Genomic DNA, 16,966 nt, shown 5'->3' on the forward strand with positions numbered 1-16,966 from the left:
GATCTCGTCACCGTCAACGGCGTCCGCGTCACCGTCGAGGACGGCAGCTGGGGTCTGGTGCGAGCGTCATCCAACAAACCCGAGCTCGTGGTGGTGGTCGAAAGCCCGGTGTCCGAGCGGCGCATGCACGACATGTTCGAGGCGGTCAACGAGGTGCTGCGCACACACCCCGAGGTCGGCGCCTACAATCAGATGATCTAGAGATGTTCTCACGCAGCCGGCAAGATGCAGCGCTTTTGAGCACTCGGCTTCTACGAACCTGTTCAACCGCTGACGGACCCCGGCTGGCGATGATGATTTGCCTTCCTTGCCGCGACACCGGTTCGTGTGCAGGCTCAATCGATCCGGCCCTGGATCGACAGCCCACACGGATGCCGGTGGGGTGCACGAAGCGATCCGTGCCGACCTGCGCCCACGAACTGGGCGGGACTGGACGATTCATGCGGCTGATCTCAACGATGTCGTGGATGACTCAACGCGATTGACCGATACCGGCGACGTCGTGATGACGCACAGGCCGTCCCACTCTGCAGCCGAGCCTCGCTCGCGCGTTCCTCGCCGGCTTCGATCGTTGGGACGAACCGCCTCAGAGCATGCTTTGGATGCCTGGCGTCGCGCCCCCGAGCGAGCGACCTGACGACATGCCGAACGCCTGACCACCAACTGATCTCGTTTGAAAACTCGACCTAAGCTGGTCGATGAAGTGCATTTCTCGAGATGCGCTAGCCTTCTCTACTACTAAGCCGTGGCCAGCGTTATGCCGGATGCAAGAAATGGTTGTCTTGCTCACTGTAATCAATTTTTCGTATTTCAGTACCTCAATGATTATCCCATAGTCATCGCTGGACATCGTGTCCTAATAGCAACGCGCGTGTTCTTTATGGAAAATCTTAAACCGCTGAGATGCACTCAGGATTATGGTTAATGTACAAGCCGAACTATAAGTGAGAGGCAATCCATTTTGTTGTACGCCATAGAAATAAAACTTGTGCGGGTACTGACGAAAATCTCAATATGGCTTCAGAAAGATTCTTTTCCAACACAGAAGCCAAATGGAGCCCCTTTTGAGCTTTGCAAGATCGGTGATATAGATTGCGATTTTCCGAAATGCTCATGCGATGCGGCGAGGAAATATTTCTTGCGGCATCTTTCCAGTGATCACCTTGGACCTGTCCAGTGATCGCCTTGAATTAGCAATTACGGACGTGTTGACGCCACTCTGCTGCCGAAAAATGCCTAGGCTTGCGACCTCTCCAATGAAGCGGTCATCGTTTCTTGGACTGTACGAGACTGAATACTGAGCCGTCCGAAGAAGAGGTAAATGGCTGGTCCGGACTGGCTTTTCCGCACCTTGAGTGTTTTGGATTGCAGGCTTTCACAGGCAGTGGCTCGGAAGCCTGCAATTGCACATTGAGATTCCCTTGAATCGCTGAGCCTGCTCGATGGGACATCGGCGGGACCGACGGGACCGAAGAAGCCCGTGAGAGAGCGAGGTGAGCGAGGTCGTGTCCCCGGGCGTGGTGTAACTCGGTAGAGCAAAGCCGTCCGCCCGCGCGCTCCCCAATTGCGCCGTAGCGGGTGGACGGCTTTGCGGTGGTCACCGGCGATTGCCCGGTAGGTCGGGTTGCTGACACCAACCTGATTCGAGGAACCACCGATGACCGACGAGATGATGAACCGTCGCGCGCTCGTGGAGAAGGCCCCGGACGCCGATCTTCTGCGCGAGATGATCGGCTTTGCCGCCCAGCGGTTGATGGAGATGGAGGTCGCCGGGCTGACCGTGGCGGCCTATGGCGAGAAGAGGTCCGAACGCCTGGCGCAGCGCAACGGCTACCGCGACCGGAGCTGGGAGACGCGCGCCGGCGCGGTCAAGCTGCGCATCCCCAAGCTGCGCAAGGGAAGCTACTTTCCGGGCTTCCTTGAGCCGCGCCGGATGGCTGAGAAGGCGCTGACCGCAGTGATCCAGGAGGCCTATGTGCAGGGCGTCTCGACGCGCTCGGTCGACGACCTCGTACAGGCGATGGGGATGAGCGGCATCTCCAAGAGCCAGGTGAGCCGGCTCTGCGGCGAGATCGACGACAAGGTGAAGGCCTTCCTCACCCGTCCGATCGAGGGCGACTGGCCGTATCTGTGGATCGACGTCACCTACGTGAAGGTGCGCCAGAACGGGCTCATCGTCTCGGTCGTGGTGATCGTCGCGATTGGCGTCAACAGCGATGGCCGGCGCGAGGTGCTCGGCATGGACGTCGGCCCGTCCGAGGCCGAACCGGTCTGGACCGCGTTCCTGCGCCAGCTCGCCCGCCGAGGTTTGCGTGGCGTCAAGCTCGCATGCTCACGAGGGCATCAAGGCCACCGTAGCCAAGGTGCTCAATGCCACCTGACAGCGTTGTCGCGTTCACTTCATGCGCAACGTCCTGGCCCATGCCGGCAAGAGCGGACGTCGCGTGGTCTCCGCCTTCATCGCTACAGCCTTCGCCCAGGACGACGCCGAGGCAGCCAAGGCGCAATAGCGCCGATCAGCTCCGTCCCAAGGTGCCCAAGCTCGCCGCCTTCATGGATGAGGCCGAACCTGATGTGCTCGCTTATATGAGCTTCCCGGCGCAGCACCGCGCCAAGCTGCACTCGACCAATCCAATCGAGAGAGTCAATGGCGAGATCAAACGCCGCACCGAGGTCGTCGGCATCTTCCCAAACGAGGAAGCCATCGTCCGTCTCGTCGGTGCGATCCTGCTCGAACAGAACGACGATCGGGCCGTCCAGCGCGCCCGTTACATGAGCTGGAAACCATTGCGCCTTTGAGCGATGATCCATTGCCGGCCTGCCCGCCGCGGCAGGCTGACAGCTTGGCCCGCACCGGATTTACCCGGTGACCCACCATGCCAGCTACACCACTCTATGGGATACGATCCGTGAGCGAGGAAGGCGATCTATTCCTGGCCAGACTCGAATCGGATCGTCAACATGTTGCACGAGCTGGTTAAGCTCGCGGCCAAGCTCGACCGGGACTAAATTGGCAAGCAAGGCGCAGCTTAGCGCTGATGTTGAGGGCTTTGCTGGCTGAAATCCTGATTGCCCGTTGGTGGGCCGGCGCATGCTATCCGGCATCAAGCAGGCTTCCCTCAGCGGACGACCATCGAACGAATGCTTTGAGCGGGTGCTCGGCAAGATTGGCGAATGAGGCAATAAACCGATATAAGGCGAGAACCGTATGAGCGGCTGCATCATGGAACCAGTCGCAACCAGTCGCGGGAGAGAAAGGTTCTCTGCCTCCTACTCGCGGCGGTAATCGTCCTCGATCCGGATTATGTCGTCCTCGCCGAGATAGGATCCGGTCTGGACCTCGATGAGCTCCAGAAGGATCTTGCCCGGGTTTTCCAAGCGATGAACGGAGCCCATGGGAATGTAGATCGACTCGTTCTCGTGTACGGTTTTCACCGTCTCGTTCACGGTGACCCGCGCCGCCCCGCGCACGACGATCCAATGCTCGGAGCGGTGATAGTGCTTTTGCAGCGACAGCCGCTGCCCGGGCTTCACGATGATGCGCTTGACCTGGTGCCGCTCGCCATTGTCCACTGACTGGTAGCTGCCCCAGGGACGGTGCACCCTGATGTGGGCTTCGGTGACTTCGGGCGCCACAGTCTTCAGCTTGGCCACCAGCCGCTTCAGCCCATTGCCGTCCCGCTGGCGCGACACCAGCACCGCATCCTGAGCCGCAACGACGACGAGATCCTCCACACCTTCGAGCGCGACCAGCGCCTTGTCGGTAATCACGTTGCAGTTGCGTGACTGCTCGAAAACGGCCGCGCCTCGCGCGGCATTGCCCTGCTCGTCCTTTTCCGACAGCTCCCAGATCGCATGCCAGGACCCCACGTCCGACCAGCCGCATGACAGGGGGACGACGGCCGCGCGCTCCGTCTTCTCCATCACGGCATAGTCGATCGAAATGGGCTTGGCCGCGGCGAACGCATCAGCATCCAGAAGGATGAAACCGAGATCTCGGGCAGCCTTGATCACCGCATCGGTGACCATCTGCACGCTGAATGAATCGAACTTGCGATACTGGTCCAGGAGAACGCCAGCGCGAAACATGAAGTTACCACTGTTCCACAGGTAGTCCTCGCTGACATAGCACTCGGCCGTCGGCTGGTCCGGCTTCTCGACAAACCGCGCGACCGCCCGAACGGCGCCCGAAACTGGCGCACCCGGACATATGTAGCCGTACTCAGTAGCGGCGCGTACCGGAGTCACCCCGAAAGTAACCAACAGCCCGGCATCGGCCGCTCCAAGACCTTCGCGGCAGGCAGCTAGGAACGCCGCGTTGTCCCGCACTACGTGGTCAGCCGCGAGTGCCAGGACGACCGCATCCGGATCGCGCGATTGCGCGAACGCTGCACCGGCTGCGATGGCGGGCCCCGAATCGCGTCGCATGGGCTCCAGCAGGACATCTGCCTCGATCCCGATCTCCGCAAGCTGCTCCAAGACCATGAACCTGTGGGCCGTGTTGGTGATGATGATTGGCCGCTCGAACAAGTCGGCGTCGCTGACGCGCAGCAGCGTGTCCTGGAACGTGGAGCGGGCGCCGAACAGAGGCAGGAACTGCTTCGGCCGAACCTCACGCGAGGCCGGCCAAAGTCGCGTGCCGATGCCACCGCACATGATGAGAGGAATGATGCGTCTGGTCATGAACTCTGTCCGTAAAATCAATGGCTGTTATAGTTCGGCTTGCTTGGCTCGATTATGAGTGCATAATTTGCGAGCGCATCCGCAATCGCGCGGCGTCAGCTTAACTCCCACCTCCACTCTCCGAGGCAGGCATTAAGCATGCCGCGTTCGAGCTTTCGTCCCCGAAAAACGCCCCGGGGGTCGAATATTGCACAGGCGGGCTGACGCGCGATAGCGCCTAGGTTTTTTATGAGTGTAGCTTGCTAATTCCGTTCCTTGGAACCAGAACGTGCCTCTCAAATCCACAAGCACATTCATACTCGTCAACAACATATTCCTCACCCAAGTCAATTCAGCTCGCGACCGTCGAATTATGAAATGTCAATGAGTCTCGTTTCATGTAAGCACTTTTTCCGCAGCATTTGTGGTATACGCCACTTTGAGGCGCACCCTTAATCGCCGCGGCTCAATCTTTCTTCACGCGCTCGGAGCCAGTCCGCTTCTAACAATATATGCTGTTGAGCAACTCGCCCATTACCGTTATCGACGTGATTTCCAGGCGTCAAGACTAACACCTCTAGTCGCGCCAGAAAGCGCCTAAACTAAGATACCGGGGCGGCGTATTACGATTCTACAAGGCCCGTTTCGTGAGCCGTGACTTGGTCCACCTCTCAGCCGAGGTCTTGATGGACCAGACTGCGGTCCGTCATAGATCATAACGCATATAGATACTGAGCGTATCGATTCACGGAGCGGGACCGGGTAAAGGCCGGCCCCCGCTAGCACGCGGCGGTATCGGATCGCCACAGAGGGCTCGCCGACTGAGAAAAGCGATTGACTGTGTGCCCACCGTCATCGTCCACGGAAGATTTGTATCTAGCCAGCGCCTTGCTTGATAACGTTGCGATGGCGAGCCGGCCGATCACTCTCTCGATTTCTTCTCGACGATTTCGTAGCCACATTCGTCTAACCACGCGAGTAGTCGATCTGCCATATCATAGTCCCATCCAGGATAGGAGCGCGCGATCACCTCTCGCGCGGACAGCCTGCGTCGTATCGCACTCCCTTTCGAATTCTCGGATGTCATACGCCCCCCCCCAAATCCGCATACTCAATGTGCCTCGAAGCCCAACAACGTGCAATGAAAACGCATACTTTAAGAAAACACAGAGCTACTCCAAGAATTCAACCGGCCCTGTTTGACTTCTGCTCTGGGTATCGATCTGCGTATCGTTGCGGCGGACTGGGCAGAAAACCAACTCAACCAAAACAGGAACATTTACTCATCTCGCCTGACTAGATACATCGGAGCCCTACGCCTTGTCCGCCAACCACTCGGGCTTCGAAATCTAGCTATTCGTGGTCCCGACAAAACCGGGATAGCTCAGTTCTATCACGCTGTGACCGAGTGACCTGCCACCGAAGTTTCATCCAGCCGCAGTTAGAGCCCCGTTGGTTTGTACGCCGATTGGCGCGGTCGGCGGAGCTGGTCAAGCTGACCAGTACCAGTTTTGGTCCAACACGACTTCGAGTAGCCCAGCCGCGCTGGCTTCCCACGTCAGCTGGCCAATTGCGCTCGAACTAGGAGCATTGCCCGAATTCTTGATCAAACTCCACGCCGCAGCAAGCTCATCCGCCAGCTCCTTTGCGCCATCGATCCCCACGTAGATCGCATGCTCCTGAGCGACCTCGACGAAGCTTTGAATGCGTGAGCAGACGATCGGTCGACCATAATGAGCGGCCTCGACCAACGGCAGGCCGAAGCCTTCGCCCTTGCTGATGAACAACAACATTGAGGCGTTGCGGTACAGAAACGCAATTTCTGCGTCTGTTGCGGCTTCGAACAGGAATATTCGCTTATTGAGCTGGATGTGGGACCGCAGCCGGTCCATCAGACCATCCACCATCCAGCCGGGATTACCAGCAATAACGAGATTGAGATCAGATCCTGACGCCCAAAGAAGCTCGAAAGCATCGAGCGCAAGCGTATGGTTCTTCCGGGGCTCAATCGTGCCGACCATTAGCGCATAGGGTCTAAGGGACGCATTGCGCACACGGTTCGCAGCGTCGGGCTCAGCGGAAATTGGCAGTGTCGATCCCAAGTGCCACCAACCGACCCTGAGGCCAGATCGGGCCAGCTTGTTCTCACGAATGTACGCGATAAGGTCGTCGGCAACAGCTTTCGAGATGCAAACGAGCCCATCGCTTGTCGCAATGGCCTTACGCAACCAGGCCTCGAACCACTCCCTGCCACCGGGCACAAAGTTGCCCGGAGGCAGGGTAATCGGTAATAAGTCATATACGGCAGTGATGATTGGAATACGCGCTTTCCGTGCGGCGGCGAAAGTCGCCGCGAACTCATCATAGGCCGCCCAGGACGAGTCGAGCATCAGGAGATGGTCTCCGACCTCAAAGCGGACTGGGATGCTATCGCTCGCAGTGGTCTCGTGGGGAAGCAATAACCGTTGCTGAGAGAGCCAACTGACCGCTGGCACGATCTGATCGCCGATCCTTTCAACAGCTATCGCCTCAAAGCCAGGACGCGTGCTGCAGTACGCCGCCCGTACGGTTTCCCGAACGACGCGCTGAATTCCCGTCCCATGGTCATGTTGTACGATATGACTACAATCGACGATCAGGCGCGCGCGCCCGAAGCGCGACCTCGGCCGCGCTTCGAAGTACGCTGAAGCGAGCTTTGCTGCCCCCCCGGCATCCGACACCGTGGCCAGATGCGGCGCGACGTTGTCGACAAAATGATCGGCCGATCGAACTCTGTCACGAGCTGTGAAGTCGTGTATCGCGGCTGCATACTGCGCAGCGAGGCCCTCCGGATCATGAACATCTTTGACGTACTGAAGTCCTCGCTCTCCCAATTCTTTGCGTCGGTCTGCATTCTCGTGCAGGTCGACGAGTTCCATAGCAATCTCGCCTGGGGTCGGGTTCGGGGTCAGCTTGACGACGACATCATCGGGATAGTCTTCGTAGCTCGCCTCGTTATTGACGACCACAGGCACTCCGAACGCCAGACAGTCCAGAACGCCCCTGGGGGTGCCGCCGCGGGATTTCGTCCGCAACTGCACGGCGACGTCGGCAATGCGCAAGTAACGTCGATAGTCTTCCTCAGAGAGAAATCCAGTTATTCTTATTCGATCGCGCAAGCCTGATCCACGAATTTGGTCATTCAGCTTCAGTCCAAAATCATCCTTTGACAATTCGCCAGCAAAGATCAGATGGCACTTCGGTTTTCGCGCGAGCTCCGATTGTAAGAATGCCTGGAGCAATCGATCGCCCCACTTGGTCCAAGCTACGTGGCCGAAGGTCGTGATGATAAAGTCATCCTCCTCGAACCCGAGCTCCGCCTTTATGGAAGCAATCTCGCCTTCACTCTTAGGACTTGCCACCCTGATCATTTGCGGAATGATCCGATAAGGAGCCAGCCACCCTTGCGGATAGTTTGTTCGCGCAATCTCTAGATTGAACTTCGAATGTGAGATGATGCCGATAGATTGGTCGATGACACGCTTTGTGCACGGTAGATTTATCATCGCAGCACCGTTCGGGTCGGACTCACCTCGCACTGGAGCGAACAGTCGCCGGGCCACCGCGCCATGAGCGTGAATCATTTCTCGGCTAAATCGATTGGCCTGCCCCATGTTGAACTCAAGGTATCCAATCAGTCCGCTCAGATATGCATCGTGAAGGCCAACCACGCCAGGGAACTCCTCCAGCAACGGCAGCATGTACTGATGAAACTCAGAGTTGCCGAACTCGTAGAAAATGACATCGTACGACGTTGCGCACTTGCGCAGATCGGCGGCGTCGAAAATACGAAACGACGAATTTAGTGCAATGTCCGTGCATTGATAGCCATCAACGAAGAGATCGATGTCGAAGTGATTGGCCAAGTACGGCAGGAACTGGGCGTTGTAGTCGGCGATTCCAGAACGGCACGGCGGCAATGGTGTCAGCATTGCCATGCGCGGCTTGGGCAGATAACCCGCGACTGCTGCGGAGGCAGCTGCCGTCCGTTTGCGCGCCAAGGCCTCGTCGAACGCTTCGAGCGCGCGTCGGGCCACGCCGGACCAAGTGAACGCCTTGGCGCGCTCTAAACCGTAGAGTCGCAGATCATCGGCAAAGGCCTTTTCGGTCAGAACTGCAGACAGCCGTTCCGCTATCGACCCGGCGCTGGCGGAATTGAATGTGGCATCACGCCGGGCGACTAACTCCGGCAGGCTCGAGTTGTCCCCGCATAGCACGGGCGCACCACAAGCCATGGCTTCAATGACGGGAAAACCTAGACCCTCGTATAAGGATGGAAAGAAGAACACGTCGCACACAGAATAGAAGCCGACGAGATCTTGCTCGGGAACAAAACCAATAAAGTGCACGTCACCCGTAGTTAGTCCCGCTTTCCGCGCGAGCGAGCGGAGCCACTCTCTCCGATGATCCTCCAGGGCGCAGATCACAACCAGTTGGTTGGCCTCCCTCAGTGCATTTGGCAACGCAGCGAAAGCCTCTATCGCACCGATAAGATTTTTCCTGTGATCATCACCACCGGTGTATAGGACGATGCCTGGGCGGTTAAGCCCGTATCTCCGCCGCAGATCAGCCCTTGTCGCCGACCGATCCAAGACGGGTTGAAAATGCTCCGAGACACCACCCAAGATAGTCACAATTTTGTCGGGTGAAATGCCCAGCAACTCGATCGCATCCTGGCGGCTGGCCTCGGAGATCGCTAGCAGCAGGTCGGCTTGATGGTAGAACGAAAGACGGTGAAAGTACCATCGCTTGAAGTCGGTGCTCTGGAAATATTGTTCGGGAAAGCGCATTGGGATGAGGTCATAGAGTGTCGCCGACAAGACCTGTCCGGGCGCACGATTCAGAACCTCTGGAATTGCGACGCGATCTCCGAACCCCTCAAATACATGAGAGACATGAATAACATCGGGCGAGACCGTCGATGCAACTGCAGAATACAAACGCGAGTCAATAGCATCCTGCTCCCCACCAGAGAAGAACCGATCTGTTTGGAAGTCAGGGAGCGGGTCAGCCCACAACAGGTTTGCGCGAGGGAACCTGGATAGAACCGGCTCGATTGCGTGTTGAGCGCCAAGGAGTCCAAAAATCTGGCGTGGCCAAGCCAAAACGGTCATCGCCTCGAACAGCGCTTTGGAATAGCGTCCAACGCCCCTTTGAGCAGAGCCCGCAGTCTGGCAAGCTTGGAGGTCGACCAGGACGCGAATGGAGCGCAAGTCAACTTCACGCATGAATTCTCTTTCCTAAACGCCACTTGGAAATAGCGGAAAGTAATTTGGGCTCCGCTTGCTTCGGAATACTCTCATTCAGCATGGACCCGTCCCTGTCTGCGGGAGTCAGAGGTTCTTGAGCGGGATGCTGTTCCATTCCCTTCGGGCGGGCAGGAGGGGACAGGGGGGATTTAGTAATCTGCTTGTAGATGGACCTTAGCCACCGTGCCGCCGCTAGTCTTGAGTAGAACCGAGGTGCACGACGGTGCACGAACAGCGCCACGCGCCGTACAATGCCTCTTGGAGCCGGACGTATGAGCGACGACCCGCTCTTAACAACGACTCCTACACGCCGAATGGGGGCTGTGATTTGCCACGAGGTCGAATTGCGCAGCGACTCGATCTCCGCTGCTAGCTGGTTGACATGGCGAACTGATGCCTCGCCCCACGTGCTTTGCTCGCGAATGACGTCATGTAGACGCGACACCTCCTTCGCCCCCGCCTCGACTCGGGCACGTAGTTCAACCTCTCGCGCGGCATGCTCGGCAGTTAGCCGTCCAAGCTCGGACTCTGCATGCTGCTTCTCGGTCGTGACCGCCTCGAGTTTCGCGCGGAGGTCAGAGTCGCGCGCGACATGCTCGGCAGTTAGCCGCCCGAGCTCGGAATCCGCAAGCTGCCTCTCAATCGTAACCGCGTCGAGTTTCGCGCGGAGGTCAAACTCGCGCGCGGCGTGCTCGGTCGCCAGGTGCTCAAGCTCGGCATTGGCTCGCTGCTTCTCGGCCATGGCCGCCTCGATCCGCGCAACGAGATCCGCTTCACGCGACGTGATATATCTATCTATCGGGTTGGGTTGGATCCACGCACAGGAAAGGATCTCTGTTTCTTCCCGTGAGACATAGAAGCTGTTTAAGCCATCGAAATAGACATGAACATAATCGTTTTCAGCTAGGAACGCGTCGATCTCTCTCGCATCGACGCTCTTTACATTGGACCACGGCTTCGTGATCTCACAAACAATTACCTTAGGCCTGTAACTGACGAGATCGCTTCCGCGCAGGACCTCCAATTCATTGCCCTCGACGTCGATCTTCAAGAAGTCGATTGGCGTCGTAACGAATCTGTCGCAAACCTTGCGGAGAGTCCAGACATCGATGTCAAACCTCTTGCCTCCGGTTCCTCCGACAATTGAGGCCTCGCCAGCGGAAGGGCCTTCAACCAGCACCCCCTTTCCAACATTAGACGATATCCCGACTTGAAGATTGACGTCCCGAGGACGGGCGTTGCAGAGCGCTTTGAATGTTTCCGGATGCGGCTCGATGTTGATACCGCTCCAGCCCGCGTCGTAAAATAGCTTTGTAACGGACCCGTCATCGGGCCAGCAGGCACCCACGTCGATGTAGAAACCTTTCTTCCTTGCCCCCAGCACTCGCCAGAGAATAACGTCCTCTCCGTTCTGAGCATACGAGACAACCATTACTCCTGCTCTCCACTTTCGACGCGATGCTCGCAACTAACGTTCAGCATCGATGTGCCGATGGCAAACGGCCGCTTCGTGTTAGCCACCTCGAATGCTAGCATGTTCTCCACCCAATCGTAGTTTTCGACCAATACGGCATCACTATCGACGGCGGCAACGGAGATAGAGTAGACACCCTCGCCAAGGTTCATTTCAAAGCTGAAGTCGATCTGGACCCGCTCGCCGCGCTTTAGATCCTTGATGTCATGACGGAGATAGAATGTATTTGTTCCGAAAACGTCGTTTCCACGCCTGTCTCGGATCAGGAATCCTTGCGTGAGCCGGGCAATGTCTTCAGTGACGCCTAGTGTGACAGTGAGGACGGCCTCGGTCCCCACCTTCAAGACTTCAAGGGGCTTGCCGCGCTCCCTAGCCGAAGATAGTCGCACCGATTCGATTTTCACCCGACCTGAGCCCGACCGCGTAACGACACGGCCTTCACGAAACTCCTGTCGAATGGATTCTTTCTCGAGTCTGTTTGACACTATGCCCTGATAGTAGTCGCAAATATCCGTGGCCGGCCCATGGCGCTGCACCCGCCCGGCCTCGATCAGATAAGCCTGATCACAGATCGACTTCACCGTGTTGAGATCATGGGACACGAGAATGACGGCAACGCCGTTCGAGGTGAGCTTTTTTACGCGAGCGAAGCTCTTGGCCTGGAAATAGGCATCGCCCACCGACAGGACCTCATCCACCACCAGCAGGCTGGGCTTGATGGACGTTGCGGCCGCAAACGCGAGACGGGCGACCATTCCGCTAGAGTACGTCCGCAGCGGCTGCTCGAAGAACCTTCCCAATTCGACGAACTCTATGATGTCGGGCAATATCACATCGATTTCAGATGAGGACAAACCCATCATCCCACACGCCTGGAAGACGTTCTCGCGCCCAGTGAACTCCGGGTTGAAGCCCAAACCCAATTCAATAATAGCACCTAGGCGCCCATTGATATGGACGCCGCCTGTGGTCGGCTTGATGATACCGGCAAGGATCTTCAGTAGGGTACTCTTTCCGGCTCCATTTGGGCCGACCAACGCTATGGATTGTCCAGCCTCCAGTTGAAAGGACACATCGCGGACTGCCCAATACTCTTCCACCGGTTCGATCGGAAGGTTAAGCCAATTCATGGCCCGACTGGCAATCGATGAGTAATTGACGTACCGCTTCGATATATTCTCGACTTTAAGAACGAAGTCGCTCATAGCGCGTCTACCAGTTCGGAACTAGACCGTCGAAATAGGAACAACGCACTAAATAGAAACCCGACCGATACTATGCTCGGAAAGATGAGCCCAGCTGGATCGGGCCATTGGTTTCGCAGCAGAGCGTCGTGGTAGATGTTGACCACGGATGTCATGGGATTCTTGTCGAGCATGGCCCTCACTGCGTCGGGCAATGCCTCCGGAGGATAGGCGATCGGGGTCAGCCAGAACCAGATCTGCAGGATGACGCCGAAGGCGTTTCCGACGTCGCGCGAGAAGACATTGAACACACCAAAGATCAAGCCAATTCCGAAGCCGAGCGCAGCCACCAGAACAATACCTAATGGCAGTGTCAGCCATGTTACGCTAGGGTAATAGCCAAACAGACAACATAGCACCATCGTCGCCATAAGGACCATCGCGTGATTGACCAGTGCGGTGCCCAGAACGATGACGGGTAGGCAGAGTCGCGGGAACGCGATCTTCTTCAAGGTGGAGCCGTAGTCGGTGAAGATGGTGATGCTACGGTTCACGATCTCGCTGAAGAACCCCCACGCCGACATGCCTGACAGAACGAACGCAGCATAGGCATATTTGTTCTCGACATTGGGCAAGCGAGCACCAAGTCCCTCTGAGAGCACCATCGTGAAGATCAGGGCCTGAGCCAAGGGTTGGAGAATGAACCAGCCCGCGCCGATATAGGATCTTGCTAGCCGCGCCTTCAACTCGCCGCGGATCATTGCAAGAACGAAATGACGATATTGCCAGAGCGCGCGAAACACGGACACCTCTGCTTTCGTTAATGAGTTGATCGCGGAGGATTTTCGCAAATGGAGCGTCGGCACACCTGCTCCATACCCCCACCCACGCTAGCGTTGAAGCTGTCGCGCGGCCTCCACTCGACGAGTAGCTTGGCCATCTCTGCAGAGCGGCGAAAATACGGCCTGGCCGCATGCCTCATTCGGGGCGGATCGCCTTCAGTCGAGATCTCACTGCCGTCGTGTTCGGCCTCCCTAAGCTTGCCCACTCCGCGCGATGGGGCCGATGTGACAACATTTACAGGCGCTGCGAGGGTGAAGGGATCGAACCTGACGATCGCGAAAGCATGCGCTCCCTCGAAATCACGTGCGGAAATAGAGCCGCGCTCAGCCTTGAGAGATCCCAACTGTATGAGGGGGAAGGCTGGGGACCCTTCAATCATTTCGATCTGCATCGCAACCGCACCCCGAGCCTTGCGTCGGATCCAAGCTATCTTTTGCCGGACTAATTGTATGAACATTGCCGCGATTGTCTCCCCCCAAATGACCGGCTCGCCCCCAGGTCCGGCGCGTCAGACCCGCTGTGTTAGACGCTCCTTCAGCCGCTCCCTCCGACGGCCGGACCGCGTGCCGACGAGACATCATCGCACCGCCCGCGATTCCTACCGCGAGCACGTACAGCCAGAGTTCGTATGAATCGACCAGATGAGAGTTGAAGACGGAGCTTGCGATGTTTTGTGCCGTTGCGAGCATGCCCACCCACGCAGCGAAACTCGTGTTCGACAAGAATAGTCCGAGATGTGCGATCCACATCATCCAGACAATGAGAACACCGAGAATTCCCCATTGGATCGCAGCCGCAAGTGTTTGACTATGCGGATTGCTGACGGCCAGCGCCTCGATTCCGGTCTTGCCAACCGCAGCGTTCTCGAACAGCCGTCTGATCGAACCCGTGCCGTGGCCCAGGATCGGCGCGCTTTCCACAAATCCTACCGATTTGCGCCAGAATTCGAGACGAACGGCTGCTGACGGCTGCTGTTCACCAACAGGCGCATCCGATCGCACGTTGAGCTCTGCGAAAGTGGTACGGACCTTCGTTTGGATGTTCGGCGATATCTGCCAAAGTCCAACCATCGCTACGGGCAGCACGAGCATTCCGAGAAGTGCCGCTCGTCCGGTACAATACCGAGCCATCAGAATGGCGATCATGAGCGGCCCATAGATGAAGGCTGTCCGAGCGAGGCTCACGAAAATCAAATTGAGAAGGAATAGGCCGGAAAGGGCGCCGATGGCGACAGCGTCCTTCGATCGATTTGACATCCACGCCTCAATGGCGCCCCCTGCCAAGATCACAGCACAAAACGTAAACCCCTGAGTTTGATCGATATAGTTTCTGACGGGTACACCTGATTGATTGAGCCGCACGACCATCGAGAGCGTTGGAAACGTGGCAACGATAAAGGAGTACGCGAGCAATACCACGTTGGAGCTGATGAAGGCTGCCATCAGCATTCTGGCTCTCGGGCTCCCCTGGAAATGTACGAGAAGAAAGGGAAGGAGAGCTAGCTTGCTCATTTTCTCGACTGCACTGAGGCGCTCTAACCACGGCACGTCGGTTGCCCATAGCGTCCCCGCCGCGACCAGCAGAATGAGCACGATTGGCATCGCTCCGGCTGGGCGGCGCACGCTATTCAGGAGACCAACTGGGTCCGCGGTGACGAGAAGTCCGATCACCATCGCAGCACCGAATATACTGGTCGCAGTCGATGACCACGGCAAAACGATCAGCAGACAGGCAGCGAGGTAATCGACATTGCGAAGTCTCAGGTGGTCCGCAAGCGGCTTTCCGGGCCCCCTCCAGACCGTGAATGCCATAGCAATCTCTTTGGCATATCGGCCCGCCGTCCTCGGGACGTTTTCAGCGGCCGCACCCACAACTTTTACTTGCACTTGACCGGCCATTTCCCATTATCGGCATTTTGTTCGACAGATGCACTCCGAACCGGTCAAAGCGCCCCCTCCAGCAACCGGCCCTGTCCACGCGTTCACAGCACTCAGGTCTCATCCGCTCGTTCATAGAACGACGGCCCTTTGCCCCGCAACTCGACAGCGAGGATGACTGGGCGCTGTTTCTATGCCGGATTGGCGGTCGTGCATTGCTATACCCGTTCCGGTTGCTCGCGGCGTGGTCAATTGTTTCTGGCCTACTTTCCGTCCAGCTTCTGTTGACTCCTCAACGGGCGACACGCCACTTGGCGAACAAACGTTTCATCAAGCAACAAACTTGCCACTTCCTTCGACGATGTCTCGCGGTGCCGCATTTTACCACTTGCCGCAATTTAACGGATCTGTATAGTGCAAAAAAAATCTACCCATGATTGCAAATCGAGAGCGAATTAGGCTTTTTGTTTGTTCTACCATCGGTTGCACCGACAATTCCATTAACCCAGGGAAGCCCTGATTGGCGGGGCGAGTATCGAGTGAAGAAAAAGACAGCCCTTATCACTGGTGTCACGGGCCAGGACGGCGCGTATTTGGCTGAATTACTTCTCGAGAAGGGCTATTCCGTCCACGGCATTAAGCGGCGCAGCTCGCTTTTCAATACGCACCGGATCGACCACCTTTATCACGACCCGCACGAAAAAGGGGCCGACTTCACTCTTCATCACGGCGATCTGACGGATTCATCGAGCCTGATCCGAATCGTTCAGCACGTTCAACCAGATGAGATTTACAATCTGGCCGCGCAAAGTCACGTTGCGGTCTCGTTTGAGGAGCCCGAATACACGGCGAATTCGGATGCATTGGGCACTCTGCGTCTGCTTGAGGCCATCCGCATTCTCGGTCTTGAGAAGAAGTGTCGGTTCTATCAAGCCTCGACGTCCGAACTCTATGGCCTGGTTCGTGAAACGCCTCAGACTGAGGACACTCCGTTCTATCCGCGTTCTCCATACGGGGTGGCCAAGCTCTATGCGTATTGGATCACGGTCAATTACCGCGAGTCATACGGAATTTATGCGTGCAATGGCATCCTCTTCAACCATGAGTCTCCATTGCGTGGCGAAACATTCGTTACACGCAAGATCACGCGAGGACTCTCACGCATCAAGCTGGGTTTGCAGGAGCGTCTTTATCTCGGAAATCTCGATGCTCGCCGTGATTGGGGGCACGCTCGCGACTACGTCCGCATGCAGTGGCTAATGCTGCAACAAGACCGGCCCGAGGATTACGTCATCGCGACAGGAGAGCAGCACAGCGTACGCGAGTTTGTGGAGATTGCTTCGCGCAAACTTGGAATGATTATCCGGTGGGAGGGTACAGGCATAAACGAGAAGGCTTTCGACGCCGAAACGGGTCGCTGTGTGGTCGAGATCGACCCTCGCTATTTCCGTCCAGCCGAGGTCGAAACCCTTCTTGGAGACGCCTCAAAGGCGAGGCGTCAACTCGGATGGGAGCCGACCACGAGCTTTGAGGCATTGGTAAGTGAAATGACCGCTGAAGACTTCAAGGGCGCCGAACGCGATGCGCTCGTCAATCGTCATGGCTATCGGACATACAGATTGAGCGAGTGACCGCCTT

Annotated in this window: 7 protein-coding genes and 2 pseudogenes; 3 read left to right on the forward strand and 6 right to left on the reverse strand. The window is 57.2% G+C overall.

What is annotated here, in order from left to right:
* Together QW861_RS00005 and QW861_RS00010 are read left to right on the forward strand one after the other, a co-directional pair.
* Positions 1-201: pseudogene (locus tag QW861_RS00005) on the forward strand (phosphomannomutase/phosphoglucomutase); the annotation flags it as partial.
* A 1,456-nt stretch (positions 202-1,657) separates the two neighbouring features.
* Positions 1,658-2,870 (forward strand): annotated as a pseudogene (locus tag QW861_RS00010) (IS256 family transposase).
* A gap of 400 nt (positions 2,871-3,270) precedes the next feature.
* Here QW861_RS00010 and QW861_RS00015 read toward each other — a convergent pair.
* The 6 genes from QW861_RS00015 to QW861_RS00040 all read right to left on the reverse strand — a co-directional run bounded on the left by QW861_RS00015 (position 3,271) and on the right by QW861_RS00040 (position 15,349).
* Entirely contained in the window at positions 3,271-4,683 is a 1,413-nt protein-coding gene (locus tag QW861_RS00015) for a mannose-1-phosphate guanylyltransferase/mannose-6-phosphate isomerase (RefSeq protein ID WP_315751525.1), read from the reverse strand.
* 1,469 nt (positions 4,684-6,152) lie between these two features.
* Entirely contained in the window at positions 6,153-9,929 is a 3,777-nt protein-coding gene (locus QW861_RS00020) for a glycosyltransferase (RefSeq protein ID WP_315751526.1), read from the reverse strand.
* Positions 9,922-11,382: an FkbM family methyltransferase gene (locus QW861_RS00025; protein WP_316192540.1), complete on the reverse strand. Its 1,461-nt coding sequence runs from the start codon at positions 11,380-11,382 to the stop codon at positions 9,922-9,924. The genes QW861_RS00020 and QW861_RS00025 overlap by 8 nt, the downstream gene beginning before the upstream one ends.
* Entirely contained in the window at positions 11,382-12,629 is a 1,248-nt protein-coding gene (locus QW861_RS00030) for an ABC transporter ATP-binding protein (protein WP_315751528.1), read from the reverse strand. Before QW861_RS00030 ends, QW861_RS00025 begins: the two co-directional genes overlap by 1 nt.
* Entirely contained in the window at positions 12,626-13,474 is an 849-nt protein-coding gene (locus QW861_RS00035; RefSeq protein WP_315751529.1) for an ABC transporter permease, read from the reverse strand. The genes QW861_RS00030 and QW861_RS00035 overlap by 4 nt, the downstream gene beginning before the upstream one ends.
* A gap of 348 nt (positions 13,475-13,822) precedes the next feature.
* Positions 13,823-15,349, reverse strand: a complete 1,527-nt coding sequence (locus QW861_RS00040; protein WP_316192541.1) for an O-antigen ligase family protein — start codon at positions 15,347-15,349, stop codon at positions 13,823-13,825.
* 518 nt (positions 15,350-15,867) lie between these two features.
* Here QW861_RS00040 and gmd point away from each other — a divergent pair.
* Positions 15,868-16,959, forward strand: coding sequence for a GDP-mannose 4,6-dehydratase (gmd, locus tag QW861_RS00045; RefSeq protein WP_315751531.1), 1,092 nt, complete (start codon positions 15,868-15,870; stop codon positions 16,957-16,959).
* Positions 16,960-16,966 lie beyond the last annotated feature (7 nt).

It is taken from the genome of Bradyrhizobium sp. SZCCHNRI1029 (assembly GCF_032487555.1).
Classification (GTDB): domain Bacteria; phylum Pseudomonadota; class Alphaproteobacteria; order Rhizobiales; family Xanthobacteraceae; genus Bradyrhizobium.

Excerpts from the sequence above, each read along its gene's own strand:
- QW861_RS00015 (WP_315751525.1), bottom strand. The coding sequence starts at position 4,683 with ATGACCAGACGCATCATTCCTCTCATCATGTGCGGTGGCATCGGCACG.
- QW861_RS00025 (WP_316192540.1), bottom strand. The coding sequence starts at position 11,382 with ATGGTTGTCTCGTATGCTCAGAACGGAGAGGACGTTATTCTCTGGCGA.
- QW861_RS00020 (WP_315751526.1), bottom strand. The coding sequence starts at position 9,929 with ATGCGTGAAGTTGACTTGCGCTCCATTCGCGTCCTGGTCGACCTCCAA.
- QW861_RS00030 (WP_315751528.1), bottom strand. The coding sequence starts at position 12,629 with ATGAGCGACTTCGTTCTTAAAGTCGAGAATATATCGAAGCGGTACGTC.
- QW861_RS00040 (WP_316192541.1), bottom strand. The coding sequence starts at position 15,349 with ATGGCCGGTCAAGTGCAAGTAAAAGTTGTGGGTGCGGCCGCTGAAAAC.